The 17,799-nt window shown below is 69.1% G+C and carries 14 protein-coding genes and 1 tRNA gene; 10 read left to right on the top strand and 5 right to left on the bottom strand.

The genetic code is table 11. From position 1 onward, the window contains the following. Positions 1 to 10 precede the first annotated feature (10 nt). Complete coding sequence (locus tag ABZ904_RS06650; RefSeq protein WP_359389443.1) at positions 11 to 862, top strand: DUF4184 family protein; 852 nt, start codon at positions 11 to 13, stop codon at positions 860 to 862. On the opposite strand, the gene ABZ904_RS06645 is transcribed toward ABZ904_RS06650, so the two are convergent. Together ABZ904_RS06645 and polA are read right to left on the bottom strand one after the other, a co-directional pair. Continuing rightward, positions 792 to 1,208, bottom strand: coding sequence for a hypothetical protein (locus ABZ904_RS06645; protein ID WP_359389441.1), 417 nt, complete (start codon positions 1,206 to 1,208; stop codon positions 792 to 794). The two genes, ABZ904_RS06650 and ABZ904_RS06645, sit on opposite strands and share 71 nt — an antisense overlap. 284 nt (positions 1,209 to 1,492) lie before the next feature. After that, positions 1,493 to 4,219: a DNA polymerase I gene (polA, locus tag ABZ904_RS06640; RefSeq protein ID WP_360989362.1), complete on the bottom strand. Its 2,727-nt coding sequence runs from the start codon at positions 4,217 to 4,219 to the stop codon at positions 1,493 to 1,495. Positions 4,220 to 4,631: 412 nt separating this feature from the next. On the opposite strand from polA, the gene ABZ904_RS06635 reads away from it, so the two are divergent. From ABZ904_RS06635 to ABZ904_RS06600, 8 genes are all read left to right on the top strand, one after another. Further along, complete coding sequence (locus ABZ904_RS06635) at positions 4,632 to 6,911, top strand: FdhF/YdeP family oxidoreductase (protein WP_360989359.1); 2,280 nt, start codon at positions 4,632 to 4,634, stop codon at positions 6,909 to 6,911. Between the two features lie 55 nt (positions 6,912 to 6,966). After that, on the top strand, positions 6,967 to 7,455 hold the full coding sequence (locus ABZ904_RS06630) for a hotdog fold thioesterase (protein WP_359389433.1): 489 nt from the start codon (positions 6,967 to 6,969) through the stop codon (positions 7,453 to 7,455). A 182-nt stretch (positions 7,456 to 7,637) separates the two neighbouring features. Beyond that, complete coding sequence (locus ABZ904_RS06625; protein ID WP_359389430.1) at positions 7,638 to 8,420, top strand: hypothetical protein; 783 nt, start codon at positions 7,638 to 7,640, stop codon at positions 8,418 to 8,420. A gap of 108 nt (positions 8,421 to 8,528) precedes the next feature. Beyond that, a complete protein-coding gene (locus ABZ904_RS06620) occupies positions 8,529 to 9,752 on the top strand; it encodes a branched-chain amino acid ABC transporter substrate-binding protein (RefSeq protein WP_359389538.1) in 1,224 nt (407 codons plus the stop codon). Between the two features lie 141 nt (positions 9,753 to 9,893). Next, positions 9,894 to 10,820: a branched-chain amino acid ABC transporter permease gene (locus tag ABZ904_RS06615; RefSeq protein WP_359389427.1), complete on the top strand. Its 927-nt coding sequence runs from the start codon at positions 9,894 to 9,896 to the stop codon at positions 10,818 to 10,820. Between the two features lie 5 nt (positions 10,821 to 10,825). Beyond that, complete coding sequence (locus ABZ904_RS06610; RefSeq protein ID WP_361821540.1) at positions 10,826 to 12,634, top strand: branched-chain amino acid ABC transporter permease; 1,809 nt, start codon at positions 10,826 to 10,828, stop codon at positions 12,632 to 12,634. 5 nt (positions 12,635 to 12,639) lie between these two features. Then, positions 12,640 to 13,509, top strand: coding sequence for an ABC transporter ATP-binding protein (locus ABZ904_RS06605; RefSeq protein ID WP_359389421.1), 870 nt, complete (start codon positions 12,640 to 12,642; stop codon positions 13,507 to 13,509). Then, a complete protein-coding gene (locus tag ABZ904_RS06600; RefSeq protein ID WP_359389418.1) occupies positions 13,506 to 14,222 on the top strand; it encodes an ABC transporter ATP-binding protein in 717 nt (238 codons plus the stop codon). Before ABZ904_RS06605 ends, ABZ904_RS06600 begins: the two co-directional genes overlap by 4 nt. Positions 14,223 to 14,300: 78 nt before the next feature. On the opposite strand, the gene ABZ904_RS06595 is transcribed toward ABZ904_RS06600, so the two are convergent. Further along, a complete protein-coding gene (locus tag ABZ904_RS06595; RefSeq protein WP_359389415.1) occupies positions 14,301 to 14,951 on the bottom strand; it encodes a response regulator in 651 nt (216 codons plus the stop codon). Between the two features lie 103 nt (positions 14,952 to 15,054). On the opposite strand from ABZ904_RS06595, the gene ABZ904_RS06590 reads away from it, so the two are divergent. Beyond that, positions 15,055 to 15,129: transfer RNA gene (locus ABZ904_RS06590), tRNA-Leu, on the top strand. 232 nt (positions 15,130 to 15,361) lie between these two features. Here ABZ904_RS06590 and pyk read toward each other — a convergent pair. Both pyk and ABZ904_RS06580 read right to left on the bottom strand, forming a co-directional pair. Further along, entirely contained in the window at positions 15,362 to 16,798 is a 1,437-nt protein-coding gene (pyk, locus tag ABZ904_RS06585) for a pyruvate kinase (RefSeq protein ID WP_359389412.1), read from the bottom strand. 179 nt (positions 16,799 to 16,977) lie between these two features. Next, positions 16,978 to 17,703, bottom strand: a complete 726-nt coding sequence (locus ABZ904_RS06580) for an SIMPL domain-containing protein (RefSeq protein WP_359389409.1) — start codon at positions 17,701 to 17,703, stop codon at positions 16,978 to 16,980. Positions 17,704 to 17,799 lie beyond the last annotated feature (96 nt).

Genomic DNA, 17,799 nt, shown 5'->3' with positions numbered 1-17,799 from the left:
GGGGGCCCACTTGCCGTTCACTCTCAGCCACGCCGCGGCCGTGCTGCCCGCCGTGCGCGGGGACGGGTCCGGCCGCGGCCGGCTGGTGCCATCGGTCCTGGTCGCCGGGTCGTTCGCGCCGGACCTGACCTATTACGCGGCGAGTGCGGTGTCAGGGGCGATGCGGTTCGGTGAGGTCACGCACTCGTTCGCAGGGGTGTTCACGGTCGATGTGCTCATCGCCTGGGCACTCGTGGGTGCCTGGCTGGCCCTGCGGGAGCCGCTGGTGGCGCTGCTGCCCAGAGCGCGGCAGGGACGAGTGGCGGCGCTGGTGCGCTGCGGCACCCCGCGGCAGGAAGTGTCGTTCCGTGCGGTCTTGTGGTGGTACGTCTCGGCAGCGCTGGGCGCGCTGACGCACGTCGTGTGGGACGCGTTCACGCATCACGACCGGTGGGGAGTGAGGTTGTTCCCGGTGCTGGGACGGCAGGTCGCGGGGGCGCCTCTGTACTGGTATCTGCAGTACGGGAGTTCGGCCGTCGCGGCGGTCGTGATCGCGGTGTTCGTGGTGGTCGCGCTGCGGCGGGCGCCGGACAGCGCGTCGGCGGTTGCCCGGCTACCGCTCTTGTCCTGGGCCGACCAGTGGCTGGCGGGCGCGGTGATCGGTGCGTGCGCGGCGGCGGGGGCGGTGCAGCGGGCCTCGCGGTGGTGGGCGTACTGGGGCGCCACGGCGAGGCCGTGGGAACTGATCCCGACGGTGTGCTTCGGAGCCGGGGCGGGTCTTGTCGTGGGGCTGGCCCTGTACGCGGCAGGGGTCAGGGTGTGGCGTCCGGCCGCCGGCGACGCGGCGGATGTTGCGGAACCGCGCCGGCCTGTGTCCCGTTGACCGCCCTCGCGATGCGGGCAGGGAAACGGGCGCGGTGGGCGGCGACGAGTCCGCGCACCAGTTCCCGGGCCGTGGTGAGTGCGGTGCGCAGCCGTGCGGCGGCCGTGCCGTCGGCGGCGCTCTCCCGCCGCTGCCCGACGCGGAAGCAAGCCGGCTCGGAGCCGCGCGAGAGGGCCAGGGGAAGGGCTTTGAGCCGGGAGACGAACATGGCCCGGAGGTCTTGGATGTCTCGCCACACCTTGGTGCCGAGCGCGGTGGCGCGGGCGGCAAGGGTGGGGACGGGTCGGCGGAGGGCGCCGGCGTCGAGCGCGTAGGCCGGGACGGGGCGCTGCAAGGCGGCGGCCATGACGGTCCCCCGGATCGCCGGGCGGCGTGCAAGACGACGAAGCGGACGTATGCCCATGGGGCATCTCTACGCCGTCTTCGCCGCCGAGGCGCTTTCACGGCGGCCGCCCGAGTGATGGTCTCGGGCGGCCGTGCGACCGTGCGACCGGGTGCGTGGTGGCCGGGGCTGCCCTGCGGGGCGGCGCAGCGTCCGGGCGCGCAACCACCGGCCCGGGACGCACAGTGCTCCGTGTGTTCAGCCCGGCCGACGGCCCCTCCCCCGGCACTCGCCGCAGGCGGTCAGGGTCAGTGCGCCGCCGACTCCCAGTCCCCCCCGGCTCCCACCGAGACATCCAGTGGGGCCCTCAACTGGACCGCGCCCGCCATCTCGCGGCGGACCAGTTCCTCCGTCTTCCCGCGCTCGCCCGGGGCGATCTCCAGGACGATTTCGTCGTGGACCTGGAGGAGGATGCGGGACTTCAGGCCCGCCTCGCGCAGGGCCCCGTCCACCTTCAGCATGGCGATCTTGACGATGTCCGCAGCCGTGCCCTGGATCGGGGCGTTCAGCGCCATGCGCTCCGCCGCCTCACGGCGCTGACGGTTGTCGCTGTTCAGGTCGGGCAGATAGCGGCGGCGGCCCAGCACGGTCTGTGTGTAGCCGGTGGCCCGGGCCTCGTCCACCACGCGCCGCAGATAGTCCCGCACGCCGCCGAACCGCTCGAAGTACGTGTCCATCAGGCCACGGGCCTCCGCAGCTTCGATGTTCAGCTGCTGGGACAGACCGAACGCCGACAGACCGTAGGCCAGACCGTAGGACATCGCCTTGATCTTGCGGCGCATCTCCGCGTCCACCGCGTCGCGGCCGACCCCGAACACCTGGGAGGCGACTGTGGTGTGCAGGTCCTCCCCGGACGTGAAGGCCTGGAGCAGGCCCTCGTCCTCCGAGAGGTGAGCCATCACGCGCAGCTCGATCTGGCTGTAGTCCGCCGTCATCAGGGACTCGAAGCCCTCGCCCACGACGAACCCGCGGCGGATCGCCCTGCCCTCGTCGGTACGCACCGGGATGTTCTGCAGGTTCGGGTCGGTGGAGGACAGTCGGCCGGTCGCCGCGACCGTCTGGTTGAAGGTGGTGTGGATACGGCCGTCCGCCGCGATCGTCTTGATCAGGCCCTCGACCGTCACCCGCAGCTTCGCCTGCTCACGGTGGCGCAGCATGACCACCGGGAGTTCGTTGTCGGTCTGGGCGGCGAGCCACGCCAGCGCGTCCGCGTCCGTCGTGTAACCCGTCTTCGTCTTCTTCGTCTTGGGCAGCCCCAGTTCGCCGAAGAGGACCTCCTGGAGCTGCTTGGGCGAGCCCAGGTTGAACTCGTGCCCCGCCGCCGCGTACGCCTCCTTCACCGCCTGCTGGACGGCGCCCGCGAACAGCTGCTCCATGGCCTCCAGGTGGGTGCGGTCCGCGGCGATGCCGTGCCGTTCCATACGGGCCAGCAGTGCGGAGACGGGCAGCTCCATGTCCCGCAGGAGCTCCGCCGCGCCCACCTCACCCAGCTTCTCCTCGAATGCCTGACCAAGGTCGAGGATCGCGCGGGCCTGGATCATCAGCGCCTCGGCCTCGGCGCCCTCGTCCGTACCGAAGGCGAGCTGCCCGTCGGCCGTCGCCGCGGGCGCCAGCTCGCGGTTCAGGTACTCCAGCGACAGCGCGTCCAGCGCGAAGGAACGACGGCCCGGCTTGACCAGGTACGCGGCGAGCGCCGTGTCCATGGCCACTCCCTCCACGGACCAGCCGTGCTCGGGGAAGACCCGCATCGCGCCCTTGGCGTTGTGCAGCACCTTGGGCTTGGCCGGGTCGGCGAGCCATGCCGCGAACGCCCTCTCGTCCGCCTCGTCCAGCTGCGCCGGGTCGAACCACGCCGCCGCGCCGTCTGCCGCGGCCAGCGCGATCTCGGCCACCGCGCCCGTGCCCAGCGCCCAGGAGTCGACCGTGGCCACGCCGAGGAGCTCATCGCCGTGCCCGGCGAGCCAGGGCTGCAGCTCGCCCGCGCCCAGCACCGCGCCGTCCAGTTCGACGCCGTCCGCGGTGACGGGGGTGGTCTCGGCCTCCTCGGCCCCGGGGTCGACGGCGAAGAGCCGCTCACGCAGCGAGGGGTTCCTGATCTCCAGGGTGTCCAGGACCATCGCGACGGTCTTGCGGTCGTACGCGGCCCGCTCCAGGTCGGCGACCGCCTTCGGCAGCTCCACCTGCCGCTCCAGCTCGGTGAGCCGGCGGTTGAGTTTCACCGACTCCAGGTGGTCGCGCAGGTTCTGCCCGGCCTTGCCCTTGACCTCCTCGACGCGCTCCACCAGCTCCGCGAACGAACCGAACTGGTTGATCCACTTCGCGGCCGTCTTCTCGCCGACGCCCGGGATGCCCGGCAGGTTGTCCGACGGGTCGCCGCGCAGCGCCGCGAAGTCGGGGTACTGCGCCGGCGTCAACCCGTACTTCTCGAAGACCTTCTCCGGAGTGAACCGGGTCAGCTCCGAGACGCCCTTCGTCGGATACAGCACCGTCGTGTGCTCGGAGACCAGCTGGAAGGAGTCGCGGTCGCCGGTGACGATCAGCACCTCGAAGCCCGCGGCCTCGGCCTGGGTGGCGAGGGTGGCGATCACGTCGTCCGCCTCGTACCCATCGACCGCGAAGCGCTCGGCGTGCATCGCGTCCAAGAGCTCGCCGATCAGCTCGACCTGGCCCTTGAACTCGTCCGGGGTCTTCGAGCGGTTCGCCTTGTACTCCGTGAACTCCTCGGAGCGCCATGTCTTGCGGGAGACGTCGAACGCCACCGCGAAGTGCGTGGGCGCCTCGTCGCGCAGCGTGTTCGCCAGCATCGACGCGAAGCCGTAGATCGCGTTCGTCGGCTGGCCCGTCGCGGTCGTGAAGTTCTCCGCGGGCAGCGCGAAGAACGCGCGGTAGGCCAGTGAGTGCCCGTCCATGAGCATCAGCCGGGGTCGGCCGCCGCCGGAGGTCTTCTCGGTCTTCTTCGATGCTGTCTCTGCCACGCCCCCGATCCTGCCACGACCCACTGACACTCGGCCTCGCCCGTGCTTCCGGCGGGCAGGCGGCGGAGCCGGGCGTGCGGCCCGATCGGCCGCCCCGGAACGCCCTTTCGGGGCGGCCGCCGTCACGGTGGGAATCCCTTCAATTACGCAGAGTTTCCGGTCCGCGCTTCCGCACGCTGTCCGGACCGCAGCCGGTTGCCGGCCCGCGCGCCCCGCGCGGTCGCGGAACGTCACGAGGCCGCTTGCTCGCGACGGCACGAGGTCATGTGCTCCCTGCCTCGCGAGCCCGTCCGCTCGCGACGGCGCCCGCAAGCGCACGCCGGCCGGCGCACGACCGGGCACGAACGCCGTCACCGTCACATGCGAGGATCTGAGACACCGTTCACACGCGTCGGCGAAGGAGAGCGCAGCGATGGCAACGAAGCCGCCCAAGGGTGACCCGATCCAGGACGCGCCGCAGGTCTCCGAGCCGCAGCACGCGGCGGCGGGACTCCCCGCCATCGGACACACCCTGCGCATCGCCCAGCAGCAGATGGGCGTGCGCCGCACCGCGCTCACCCTGCTGCGCGTCAACCAGAAGAACGGCTTCGACTGCCCGGGCTGCGCCTGGCCCGAGCCCGACCACCGGCACACGGCGGAGTTCTGCGAGAACGGCGCGAAGGCGGTCGCCGAGGAAGCCACCCTGCGCCGCGTCACTCCGGAGTTCTTCGCCGCGCACCCCGTGGCCGACCTCGCGACCCGCAGCGGCTACTGGCTGGGCCAGCAGGGGCGCCTGACGCATCCCATGTACCTCCCCGAAGGGGCGGACCGCTACGAGCCGGTCACCTGGGAGCGCGCCTTCGACATCATCGCCGAGGAGATCGCCGCCCTCGACTCCCCTGACGAGGCCGTCTTCTACACCTCGGGCCGCACCAGCAACGAGGCGGCGTTCCTCTACCAGCTCTTCGCCCGCGAGCTGGGCACCAACAACCTGCCCGACTGCTCGAACATGTGTCACGAGTCGTCAGGTTCCGCGCTCTCGGAGACGATCGGCGTCGGCAAGGGCAGCGTCCTGCTCGAGGACCTCCACAAGGCGGACCTGATCATCGTCGCCGGACAGAACCCCGGCACCAACCACCCGCGCATGCTGTCGGCCCTGGAGAAGGCCAAGGCGGGCGGCGCGAGGATCATCAGCGTCAACCCGCTGCCCGAGGCGGGACTTGAGCGCTTCAAGAACCCCCAGACCGCCCAGGGCATGCTCAAGGGAGCCGCCCTGACCGATCTGTTCCTGCAGATCCGCATCGGCGGCGACCAGGCCCTCTTCCGCCTGCTCAACAAGCTGATCCTGGAGGCGGACGGCGCGGTCGACGACGAGTTCGTCCGCGAACACACCCACGGCTTCGAGGAGTTCGCCGCTGCCGCGCGCGCCGCGGACTGGGCCCAGACGCTCGATGCGACCGGTCTCGGCCGCGAGGAGATAGAGCAGGCCCTGGCCATGGTCCTCGCCTCCGAGCGGACCATCGTCTGCTGGGCCATGGGGCTCACCCAGCACAAGCACGCCGTCGCCACGATCCGCGAGGTCGTCAACTTCCTTCTGCTGCGCGGCAACATCGGGCGTGCCGGCGCGGGAGTGTGCCCGGTGCGCGGTCACTCGAACGTGCAGGGCGACCGCACGATGGGCATCTTCGAACGGCCCGCGCCCGCCTTCCTGGACGCTCTGGAGAGGGAGTTCGGGTTCGCGCCGCCGCGCGCACACGGCTACGACGTCGTACGGGCCATCCGCGCCCTGCGCGACGGCGAGGCGAAGGTCTTCTTCGCGATGGGCGGCAACTTCGTGTCCGCCTCCCCCGACACCGATGTGACCGAGGCGGCCATGCGGCGCGCCCGGCTCACCGTGCACGTGTCGACCAAGCTCAACCGCTCGCACACCGTCACCGGCGCGCGTGCCCTCGTCCTGCCCACACTCGGCCGCACCGAGCGCGATCTGCAGGGCAGTGGCGAGCAGTTCGTGACCGTGGAGGACTCCATGGGCATGGTGCACGCCTCCCGCGGCGGCCTGGACCCCGCGAGCCCCCATCTGCTGTCCGAACCGGCCATCGTGTGCCGGCTGGCCCGCCAGGTGCTCGGCGCGGACAGCACCGTCCCGTGGGAGGAGTTCGAGAAGGACTACGCGACCGTCCGCGACCGCATCTCGCGCGTGATCCCCGGCTTCGAGGACTTCAACGCGCGCGTGGCACATCCGGGCGGCTTCGCGCTCCCCCACGCGCCCCGCGACGAGCGCCGCTTCCCCACCGCCACGGGCAAGGCCAACTTCACCGCGGCGCCCGTGGAGTTCCCGGCGCTGCCCGAGGGCCGGCTGCTGCTGCAGACCCTGCGCTCGCACGACCAGTACAACACCACGATCTACGGGCTGGACGACCGCTACCGCGGCATCAGGAACGGCCGCCGCGTCGTCCTCGTCCATCCCGAGGACGCCCGGGCACTCGGCGTGGCGGACGGCTCGTACGTCGACCTGGTCAGTGAGTGGCAGGACGGCGTCGAGCGGCGCGCGCCCGGCTTCCGGGTCGTGCACTACCCCACCGCCCGCGGCTGCGCGGCCGCCTACTATCCGGAGACGAACGTGCTGGTCCCGCTGGATGCCACCGCCGACACCAGCAACACCCCCGCCAGCAAGTCCGTCGTGGTCCGCCTGGAACAATCGGCGACCGACTGAGCGTTTGCTCAGCCATAGGCGAGTGACCGATCCCCGACGAACGGAGCCGTACCCCATGGGCGAGCAGCACACCGTGAAGTTCCCGCAAGAGATCGTCGACGAGTACGCCGCGCTCGGCGTCGACCTGCCCGCCCTCTTCTCCGCCGGACACCTCGGCACCCGTATGGGCGTCCAGATCGTCGAGGCCTCCGCGAAGCGGGTCGTCGGCACCATGCCCGTGGAGGGCAACACCCAGCCGTACGGGCTGCTGCACGGCGGCGCATCCGCCGTGCTCGCCGAGACCCTCGGCTCCGTGGGCGCCATGCTCCACGGCGGCAGTTCGAAGATCGCCGTCGGCGTCGACCTGAACTGCACCCACCACCGCGGGGTGCGCTCCGGCCTCGTCACCGGCGTAGCCACCCCGGTCCACCGGGGGCGCTCGACAGCGACGTACGAGATCGTGATCAGCGACGAGAGCGGCAAGCGCGTGTGCACCGCCCGGCTGACCTGTCTGCTGCGCGACGTGCGGCCGGGCGACGGCGACCACCTCCCCACCGGAGGCTGATCACCGGGGGCCGGTGCCCACGCGTCCCCCTCGGCCCCCACCCGTACACGGTTGCCCCGCCGCTCCGCGCGATCCCCGGCGCGCTCGGCGCGGCACCCTCAACTCCCAAGCCCGGCAGGCACGTCACCGCACCTTCCCGGCCGGGCCCCGGGCCCCTACCGTGGCCCCATGAGGCGCCGGCCATGAGCGGCACAGGACCCGTCGAGCCTGTGGAGCCGTCCGGCCCCGAGCCGGGGCGCGATGTCGTCGGCAGCGACGCGCCCCGCCTGTCCGACCGATGGACGCGGCTGCCGGTACACACCCGCAGAGTCACCCTGGGCGCCGTCGCCGCCCTCGCCGTCACCGGCGCCCTGCTGCTCCTGCCCGCCCGGTCCGCCACCACGCCCCCGGAACCGGCCCTACCGCCCTGGCCCGTGAACGTAACGGAGTTCTCCTACGCGGGAGTTGTCCACCCGGCCACCACCGCCGCCCCGGTCGCCACCTTCCGGTTCGACGTCTCGGTCCGCGACGGACCGCCTGTGACCGTCTTTGGCATCACGGCCGGGTTCACCGGACTGCGGGCCCGGACCCTGCCCAATGCGTCCATTACCGTGCACGCCAGGACAACACGCCGCATCACACTCGAGATATCCGTATCCGACTGTTCCGGACTGCCACTCAATCCGGATCTTCCATTTCTTGATGTGACGCTGCGTAACATGCGCGCAATACAAGACCACAGCTTCATCTTCGACGGCGCCTTCTCCCGCGATCTTTCGCAGCTGATCGGCACTGTCTGCGGCACCCACCGCCCAGGGGTCCGGTCAAGACCAAGCGGAAGTGCGCATTCTCAAAATGCGGACTACACGGAAATTCTGCCAAACCGGCCAAGACTCGACTTCCTCGATACGCCCCAACCTGCACGGCATAACAAGAAAGTCACAAGCCGGTCCGCGACGATGCTCATCTCCTCGGACCAGGCTTAGAGTCACGGCCAGTCACCGCTCCATCGGGAGTTCGGTACCAGCGCGGCATTCGCGTCGCCCGTCAGGGCGGCCAGGCCGCGGAAAGGACTGATTGTGCGACAGCGTTCTCTGGTGATCCTCACCTCCGTGCTCACCACCGGAGCACTGACTCTGACCGCGTGTGGCTCCCGCGACGACAACAGCAAGAGCGGCGACAGCGGCTCCTCCACGACCATCACCATCGGCGTGGACGCCCCGCTCTCCGGCGAGAACTCGACCACGGGCCTCGGCATCCAGTACGGCGTCCAGATCGCCGTCGACGACGCCAACAAGAAGAACACCGTTCCCGGCGTGAAGTTCCAGGTCAAGGCCCTGGACGACAAGGCGCAGCCCGCCACCGGCCAGCAGAACGCCACGGCTCTTGTCGGCGACAAGAGCGTCGTCGGCGCCGTCGGCCCGCTCAACTCCGGTGTGGCCCAGTCCATGCAGCAGGTCTTCGCCTCCGCCAACATGGTCGAGATCTCCCCCTCGAACACCAACCCGACCCTGACCCAGGGCAAGGACTGGCAGACCTCGAAGACGCGTCCGTACAAGACGTACTTCCGCACCGCCACCACCGACGCCCTCCAGGGTGGCTTCGCCGCCGACTACGCCTACAACGGCCTCAAGAAGAAGAAGGCCTTCGTCGTCGACGACAAGCAGACCTACGGCGCCGGCCTCGCCAAGATCTTCAACGACTCGTTCAAGAAGCTGGGCGGCGCGGTCGTCGGTACCGACCACGTCAACACCGGTGACAAGGACTTCGGTTCGCTCGTCACCAAGATCAAGAACGCCAAGGCCGACATCCTCTACTACGGCGGCCAGTACGACGAGTCCGAGCTGATCACCAAGCAGCTCAAGGACGCCGGCGTCAACATCCCGCTGTTCGGCGGCGACGGCATGTACGCCACCACGTACATCGACACCGCCGGCAAGGACGCCGAGGGCGACCTCGCCACCGCGGTCGGCGTGCCGGTCGACACCCTGCCCGCCGCCAAGACGTTCGTCGAGACGTACAAGGCCAAGGGCTACAAGGGTGACTACGGCGCCTACGGTGCCTACGCCTACGACGCCGCCAACGCCATCATCAACGCGGTCAAGGCCGCCGCGGACGCCAACGGCGGCAAGGTGCCGACCGGTGACGACCTGCGCTCCAAGGTCGTCGACGGCGTCCAGAAGAGCGACTTCGAAGGCATCTCCGGCCACGTCTCCTTCGACGAGTTCGGCGACACGACGAACAAGCAGCTCACCGTTTACCAGGTCGAGAAGGGTGCCTGGAAGGCGGTCAAGACCGGTACGTACAACCCCAGCTGAACCCGTACGTAACAGGCCGACCCCTAGCACCGCACCGACGGGCCGCGCGGAAGGAGGACCCCGACCGCGCGGCCCGTTCTCACACCCCGCCCTGCACACCACCGTGCACAACACGACCACCAGCGACATGGAGGCCATGCGGTGAACACCCTGCCGCAGCAGCTGGCCAACGGGCTGCTCCTCGGCTCGATGTACGGGCTGATCGCCATCGGCTACACGATGGTGTACGGCATCGTCCAGCTCATCAACTTCGCACACGGCGAGATCTTCATGACCGGAGCCTTCGGCGCTCTCACGGTCTCGCTGATCCTCCCCTCCGGCACCCCGATGTGGGCCCTCGTGCCCCTCATGCTGATAGGCGGCGCCATCGTCGCCATCCTCATCGCCGTCGGGGCGGAACGGTTCGCCTACCGACCACTTCGCGGAGCACCGAGGCTGGCACCGCTCATCACCGCCATCGGCCTCTCCCTGGCGCTCCAGGAAGTCGTCCGCAACTTCTACCCCCAGGCCGACCGCGCCCGCCGCTTCCCCGGCCTCGACACGACCCATGACCTCGGCTCCGTCACCATCAAGGACGCCGACATCTTCCTCATCCTCGCCGCCGCCGTGTGCATGGCCGCACTCGCCGTCTTCGTCCGCCGCAGCCGCACCGGACGCGCCATGCAGGCCACCGCGCAGGACCCCGACACCGCGCAGCTGATGGGCATCGACACGAACCGCATCATCGTGGTCGCCTTCGCCATCGGTGGCTTCTTCGCCGCGGTCGCAGCCGTCGCCTACGGCCTCAAGTACGGCAACATCGACTACCGCATGGGCTTCCTCATGGGCCTCAAGGCGTTCACCGCGGCCGTCCTCGGCGGCATCGGCAACATCTACGGGGCCATGCTGGGCGGCGTCGTCCTCGGCATCGCCGAGACCCTCGCCTCCGCCTACATCGACAACGTCCCGGGCATGCAGCAGCTCGGTGGCGCCAGCTGGGCCAATGTCTGGGCCTTCTGTCTCCTCATCCTCGTCCTGCTGTTCAGACCCCAAGGCCTCCTCGGCGAACGCGTCGCGGACAGGGCGTGATCACGATGACCGACACGACGACCACTTCCGAGGTCCCCGGGACGCCGACGTTCACCGAACACGGCCTCATCCCGCTGCCGGCCTCCGTCGCCCGCGCGCTCACCCTTCTCGGTGGCGTCGCCACCGCCGCCTCCGCCTTCCTCGCCTGGACCTGGACCGCCGACTTCCCCGGCGACCTCACCGTCTACGGCTACCCGGGCGGCCTGCAGTGGCTGACCTTCACCGGCGGCATCCTCGTCACCCTCTTCGCCCTCGCCGGATACGGCGTCAAGGGCCTCGACTGGCTCACCCCCGCCCGCAACAACGCACCCGCGGTCCTCACCGCCCTCGGCGCCTTCGGCACCACGTGGTTCACCGTCATCGCGATCGCCGCCAAGCTCGGCGGCCTCGTCAACCTCGAAGCGGGCGGCTACATCGCGGCCGTCGCCTCCCTGTTCCCCGTCATCGGAGCCCTCGCCCTCCCCCACCCCGTGGCCGGCGAACCCACCGTCAAGGCAATCCTGCGCGCCTCCATCGCCAAGCCGGACCGCATCGCGCCGGCCGGCCACACGGCCCCCTGGGTCCAGCGCGCCGTCATCACCGCCGTCACCGTCGTCGGCCTCTTCGCCTTCGCCTACGGCATCGACACCGAATACGGCGAACTCTTCATCGGCTACCTCATCGTCGTCGTCTTCGCCGTCTGGGCGGCGCACACCGCGGGCCTGGCCGACCGGTTCTCCCGCATCCTCGCGGCCAACCGCAGCTTCGCCCTCGCGATGGGCTTCGTCGCCGCCATCGCCTTCCCCCTCACCCAGAGCGACGACCACTACGCCAACATCGGCGTCAACATCCTCATCTTCGGAACCGTCGCTCTCGGCTTGAACATCGTCGTCGGCCTCGCGGGCCTCCTCGACCTCGGATACGTCGCCTTCCTCGGCGTCGGCGCCTACACCGCCGCCCTCGTCTCCGGCTCCGAGTTCTCCCGCTTCTCCGGCGTCCAGTTCCCCTTCTGGGCCGCCGCCCTCAGCGGCGCCGCCGCCTCCCTCGTGTTCGGCGTGCTGATCGGCGCCCCCACCCTGCGGCTGCGCGGCGACTACCTCGCCATCGTCACCCTCGGCTTCGGAGAGATCTTCCGTATCGCCGTGAACAACATGGACGGCGACTCGGGACCGAACATCACCAACGGCCCCAACGGCATCCCGTCCATCCCCGACCTGAACTTCTTCGGATTCAGCTTCGGGGAATCGCACGACCTCGGCAGCTTCACCATCGGCCGCTTCGCCAACTACTACCTGCTGATGGTCCTCATCATGGCCATCGTCGTCCTCGTCTACACCCGCGCCGCCGACTCCCGCATCGGCCGCTCCTGGATCGCCATCCGCGAGGACGAGACCGCGGCCACCGCCATGGGCATCAACGGCTTCCGCGTCAAGCTCATCGCCTTCGCCCTCGGCGCCTCCCTCGCCGGCCTCGCCGGAACCGTCAGCGCCCACGTGACCTACAGCGTGGTCCCCAACCCCTACCAGTTCGCGGGCTCCACACCCCCCAACTCGGCCTTCCTCCTCGCCGCGGTCGTCCTCGGCGGCATGGGCACCGTCGCAGGCCCCCTGCTCGGCGCGGCACTGCTCTACCTGCTCCCGGAGAAACTCGTCTTCCTCCAGGACAAGTCGCTCCTCGCCTTCGGCATCGCCCTCATCCTGCTGATGCGCTTCCGGCCGGAAGGCATCATCGCCAACCGCCGCCGCCAGCTCGAATTCCACGAGACCGGCCAACTCGACGTACCCCAACAAGCGACGCTGACCGACGAACCGGCCGTCACCAAGGCAGGGGCGTAAGAACCATGACGACACCTGTACTCGAAGCCCGCGACGTGACGATGCGCTTCGGCGGCCTCACCGCCGTACGCTCCGTCGACTTCACCGTCAACAGCGGCGAGATCGTCGGCCTCATCGGCCCCAACGGCGCCGGAAAGACCACCTTCTTCAACTGCCTCACCGGCCTGTACATCCCCACCGAGGGCACGGTCTCCTACAAGGGCACCGTCCTGCCCCCCAAGCCCCACCTGGTCACCAAGGCCGGCATGGCCCGCACCTTCCAGAACATCCGGCTCTTCGCCAACATGACCGTTCTGGAAAACGTGCTCGTCGGCCGCCACACCCGGACCAAAGAAGGCCTGTGGTCCGCTCTCCTGCGCGGCCCCGGCTTCAAGAGAGCCGAAAGGGAATCCGAGGCGCGCGCCATGGAACTCCTCGAGTTCGTCGGCCTCGCCGCCAAGCGCGACCACCTCGCGCGCAACCTCCCCTACGGCGAACAGCGCAAGCTCGAAATCGCCCGCGCACTGGCGAGCGAGCCGGGGCTGCTGCTCCTCGACGAACCGACGGCCGGCATGAACCCGCAGGAAACGCGAGCCACCGAGGAACTGGTGTTCGCGATCCGCGACAAGGGCATCGCCGTCCTCGTCATCGAGCACGACATGCGTTTCATCTTCAACCTCTGCGATCGCGTCGCCGTCCTCGTCCAGGGCGAGAAACTCGTCGAAGGCACCTCCGAGGTCGTCCAGGCCGACGAGCGCGTCATCGCCGCCTACCTCGGAACCCCCTTCGAGGGCGAACCCGGAGAAGCAGAGGCCGCCGAGATCGCAGCCGCCGAAGCCGAGGGCGACGTGACCGCGGACAGCACCACCAGCAGCACCGAGGGAGAATCCCAGTGACCGCACTGCTCGAGGTCGAGGACCTCAGGGTGGCCTACGGCAAGATCGAAGCCGTCAAGGGCATCTCCTTCAGCGTCGAAGCCGGCCAGGTCGTCACTCTCATCGGCACCAACGGCGCCGGCAAGACGACGACCCTGCGCACCCTCTCCGGCCTGCTCAAACCGACCAGCGGACGGATCACCTTCGACGGCAGACCGCTGGCCAACGTCCCCGCCCACAAGATCGTCTCGCTCGGACTCGCCCACTCCCCCGAGGGCCGGCACATCTTCCCGCGCCTGACGATCGCCGAGAACCTCCAGCTCGGCGCCTTCCTCCGCAAGGACAAAGAAGGCATCGAAAAGGACATCCTGCGGGCCTACGACCTCTTCCCGATCCTCGGAGAGCGCAGGAAGCAGGCCGCGGGCACCCTCTCCGGCGGCGAACAGCAGATGCTCGCCATGGGCCGCGCCCTCATGTCCCAGCCGAAACTGCTCATGCTCGACGAGCCCTCCATGGGCCTCTCCCCGATCATGATGCAGAAGATCATGGCCACCATCGCCGAGCTGAAGGCCCAGGGCACCACCATCCTGCTCGTCGAGCAGAACGCCCAGGCCGCCCTCTCCCTCGCCGACCAGGGTCATGTGATGGAGGTCGGCAACATCGTCCTCTCCGGCACCGGACAGGACCTGCTGCACGACGAATCCGTGCGGAAGGCCTACCTCGGCGAAGACTGAGCACGCCTTCACGGCAAACGGCGAGGCCCGCACCCCCGACTCCCGGGGGTGCGGGCCTCGCCGTAGACGTCGTGGCCGTCAGTCCTTGGCGGCCTTCTTCTCCTGGGCATCCTGGATGACCGCCTCCGCGACCTGCTGCATCGACATACGCCGGTCCATGGAGGTCTTCTGGATCCACCGGAACGCGGCCGGCTCGCTCAGCCCGTACTCCGTCTGAAGAATCGACTTCGCCCGGTCCACCAGCTTGCGCGTCTCAAGACGCTGCGTGAGATCCGCGACCTCCTGCTCCAGCGTCTTCAGCTCGTTGAACCGGGACACGGCCATCTCGATCGCCGGCACGACATCGCTCTTGCTGAACGGCTTCACGAGATAGGCCATGGCGCCCGCGTCCCGCGCCCGCTCGACCAGGTCGCGCTGCGAGAAGGCAGTGAGCATGAGCACCGGGGCGATGCGCTCCTCGGCGATCCGCTCGGCCGCCGAGATGCCGTCGAGCTTCGGCATCTTCACATCGAGGATCACCAGGTCGGGCCGGTGCTCACGGGCCAGCTCGACGGCCCGCTCGCCGTCACCGGCCTCACCGACGACTTGGTAGCCCTCTTCCTCGAGCATCTCTTTGAGGTCGAGCCGGATGAGCGCCTCGTCCTCGGCGATGACGACACGGGTCGTCAGCGGAGGCACATGCGACTTGTCGTCGTCGGCAACGGGCTGGGGCGACTCGGGGGCGGTCACGGAGGCTCCTTGATCCAGGGCAGTCAGGTACTGCTCCCAAGAGCCTACCCAGCTGCGGTAAGGTGGTCAGGCAGCGGGTCGAGGGAAACCTTTGATTCGTTGGGCCCCGGTAGCCCAATTGGCAGCAGGCAATGGATTCAAAACCCATACAGTGTCGGTTCGAGTCCGACCCGGGGCACTTTTCCTTAGATTCCAAGGTCGGAATCGAAAAGCGGATGTTCGCATTCTCGTGAACCTCCGCTTTTTTCCTGCGTACGGTCCTGCGTTGTCGCCCAGAGTGGCCTGATGTACGACATGGGCGCACGTAAGCGAGCTCTGTGCAAGCCCGTTCCGAAAAGGCATGAGCGGACGACGGCCGCACCCAACACGAAGGGCCCCCTCGCAAGGGGCCCTTCGCAAGCCCGTCCGTCCTACTTGGGGCTGTCGTCCTCGCCGATGTGGTGCACCCGCACCATGTTCGTCGAGCCCGAGACCCCGGGCGGCGAGCCAGCGGTGATCACCACGACGTCGCCCTTCTTGCAGCGGCCGTACTTGAGCAGCAGCTCGTCGACCTGGTCGACCATCGCGTCCGTGGAGTCGACGTGCGGGCCCAGGAAGGTCTCCACGCCCCAGGTGAGGTTGAGCTGGGAACGCGTGGCCGGCTCAGGGGTGAAGGCGAGGAGCGGGATCGGGGAGCGGTAGCGGGAGAGGCGGCGGGCGGTGTCGCCGGACTGGGTGAAGGCGACCAGGAACTTGGCGCCGAGGAAGTCGCCGATCTCTGCTGCCGCGCGGGCGACCGCGCCGCCCTGGGTGCGGGGCTTGTTGCTCTCGGTCAGCGGCGGGAGGCCCTTGGCGAGGATGTCCTCCTCGGCCGCCGCCACGATGCGCGCCATGGTCCTGACCGTCTCGACCGGGTAGTTTCCGACGCTCGTCTCGCCGGAGAGCATGACCGCGTCGGTGCCGTCGATCACGGCGTTCGCGACGTCGGAGGCCTCGGCCCGGGTGGGGCGGGAGTTCTCGATCATCGAGTCGAGCATCTGGGTGGCGACGATGACCGGTTTGGCGTTGCGCTTGGCGAGCTTGATGGCGCGCTTTTGCACGATGGGGACCTGTTCCAGGGGCATTTCCACGCCGAGGTCGCCGCGGGCGACCATGATGCCGTCGAAGGCGGCGACGATCTCGCCGATGTTTTCGACGGCCTGGGGCTTTTCGACTTTGGCGATGACGGGGAGGCGGCGGCCCTCTTCGTCCATGATGCGGTGGACGTCCTTGATGTCCCTGCCGCTGCGGACGAAGGAGAGGGCGATGACGTCGCATCCGGTGCGCAGGGCCCAGCGCAGGTCGTCCTCGTCCTTCTTGGAGAGTGCGGGGACGGAGACGGCGACGCCCGGGAGGTTGAGTCCCTTGTGGTCGGAGACCATGCCGCCTTCGACGACAGTGGTGTGGACCCGGGGGCCGTCGACGGAGGTGACCTCCAGGCAGACCTTGCCGTCGTCGACGAGGATGCGTTCGCCGGCGGTGACGTCGGCGGCGAGTCCGGAGTAGGTGGTTCCGCAGGTCTGGCGGTCTCCTTCGACGCCTTCTTCAACGGTGATCGTGAAGGTGTCGCCGCGTTCAAGGAGTACGGGTCCTTCGGCGAATCGGCCGAGTCTGATCTTCGGGCCCTGAAGGTCGGCGAGGATTCCGACGCTGCGGCCGGTCTCGTCGGACGCCTTTCGCACGCGCTGGTAGCGCTCCTCGTGCTCGGCGTAGGTGCCGTGGCTGAGGTTGAGGCGGGCGACGTCCATTCCGGCTTCGACCAGTGCCTTGATCTGGTCGTACGAGTCGGTGGCGGGCCCCAATGTACAGACGATCTTTGCTCGGCGCATGCTTCGAGCGTAGGCCTTACCGGTCGGTAGAGAATTCGTTGGGCGTGACTACTCAACAACCTTTACGTGAAGCCTTATCAACAAGTGTTGAATTGTGCGGTGGTCTGCTCCGATGAGCATCCCGGAGGGAATTGCGGGCCTTTTCCGGCACGGACTGCATTCTCGCGCCCACGAGTGGCTCAAGGCGACTGAAGCTGTGGCGGTGCCATGGTGAAGCGTGCGGTGATCTGGGCGTGGACATGTTGCCGTTGGGGTTCGAGTGCGAGGGGGACGGGCCAATCCCCTGCTTCTGCTGCCATGGAGGCGGCCTGGCGCATGGAGCGTGGTCCGGGGGCATACCGCTCGCTGCTCTCGGCACCGATATCGGCGAGTTCGACGAGGGCCATGAGAGTGGTGCCGAGCGCGTCGGCGTATTCACGTGCGCGCTGCACGGCATCCCGTACGGCTTGCTGACGCGCTGCGCGGTGGGCGGGTGAGTCGGGGCGGAGGTCCCACCAGGGGCCGTCCACTCGGGTGAGTTCGAGGTCGGCGAGCCGGGTGGTGAGTTCGCCCAGGGCGGTGAAGTCGACGATGTCGGCGCTGATGTGGACGTGGCCGTGGTAGGCGTGGACGCGTTCGCCGTGGCCGTGTTCCGTCAGTTCGGGGCTGATGGAGAAGGTTCCGGTCTCCAGCTGTTCGACGGCGTCCGGGTAGGACTTGATGAGTTCGAGGGCTGTGGTGTTGCGGCGGGTGAGGTCGTCGAGGGTGGCGCGCCGGTCGGCGCCGCGCGCGGTGACGGTGATGTGGATGCGGGCGATCTCGGGGTCGACTTCGAGGTGGGCTTCTCCGCGGACGGCGATGCGCGGGGTCTCAGGGGTGCCGTAGGGGACGGTGGGCGGCTCGGGTTGAGGGGGTCCGGCGGTCATGGGTGTCACTCTGTCACCGGCGCGTCCGCGCGGGGGAGTTTGCCGGTCACCGGATCGAAACCTGCGGGGTCTGTTGCAGCTCGTGGTGCCCGGGCA

It is taken from the genome of Streptomyces sp. NPDC046900, assembly GCF_040644975.1.
Taxonomy (GTDB): Bacteria; Actinomycetota; Actinomycetes; order Streptomycetales; family Streptomycetaceae; genus Streptomyces.
This window is presented reverse-complemented; position numbering and strand designations above follow the sequence as displayed.

Excerpts from the sequence above, each read along its gene's own strand:
- ABZ904_RS06625 (WP_359389430.1), top strand. The coding sequence starts at position 7,638 with ATGAGCGGCACAGGACCCGTCGAGCCTGTGGAGCCGTCCGGCCCCGAG.
- ABZ904_RS06610 (WP_361821540.1), top strand. The coding sequence starts at position 10,826 with ATGACCGACACGACGACCACTTCCGAGGTCCCCGGGACGCCGACGTTC.
- ABZ904_RS06645 (WP_359389441.1), bottom strand. The coding sequence starts at position 1,208 with ATGGCCGCCGCCTTGCAGCGCCCCGTCCCGGCCTACGCGCTCGACGCC.
- ABZ904_RS06605 (WP_359389421.1), top strand. The coding sequence starts at position 12,640 with ATGACGACACCTGTACTCGAAGCCCGCGACGTGACGATGCGCTTCGGC.
- pyk (WP_359389412.1), bottom strand. The coding sequence starts at position 16,798 with ATGCGCCGAGCAAAGATCGTCTGTACATTGGGGCCCGCCACCGACTCG.
- ABZ904_RS06630 (WP_359389433.1), top strand. The coding sequence starts at position 6,967 with ATGGGCGAGCAGCACACCGTGAAGTTCCCGCAAGAGATCGTCGACGAG.
- ABZ904_RS06635 (WP_360989359.1), top strand. The coding sequence starts at position 4,632 with ATGGCAACGAAGCCGCCCAAGGGTGACCCGATCCAGGACGCGCCGCAG.
- ABZ904_RS06580 (WP_359389409.1), bottom strand. The coding sequence starts at position 17,703 with ATGACCGCCGGACCCCCTCAACCCGAGCCGCCCACCGTCCCCTACGGC.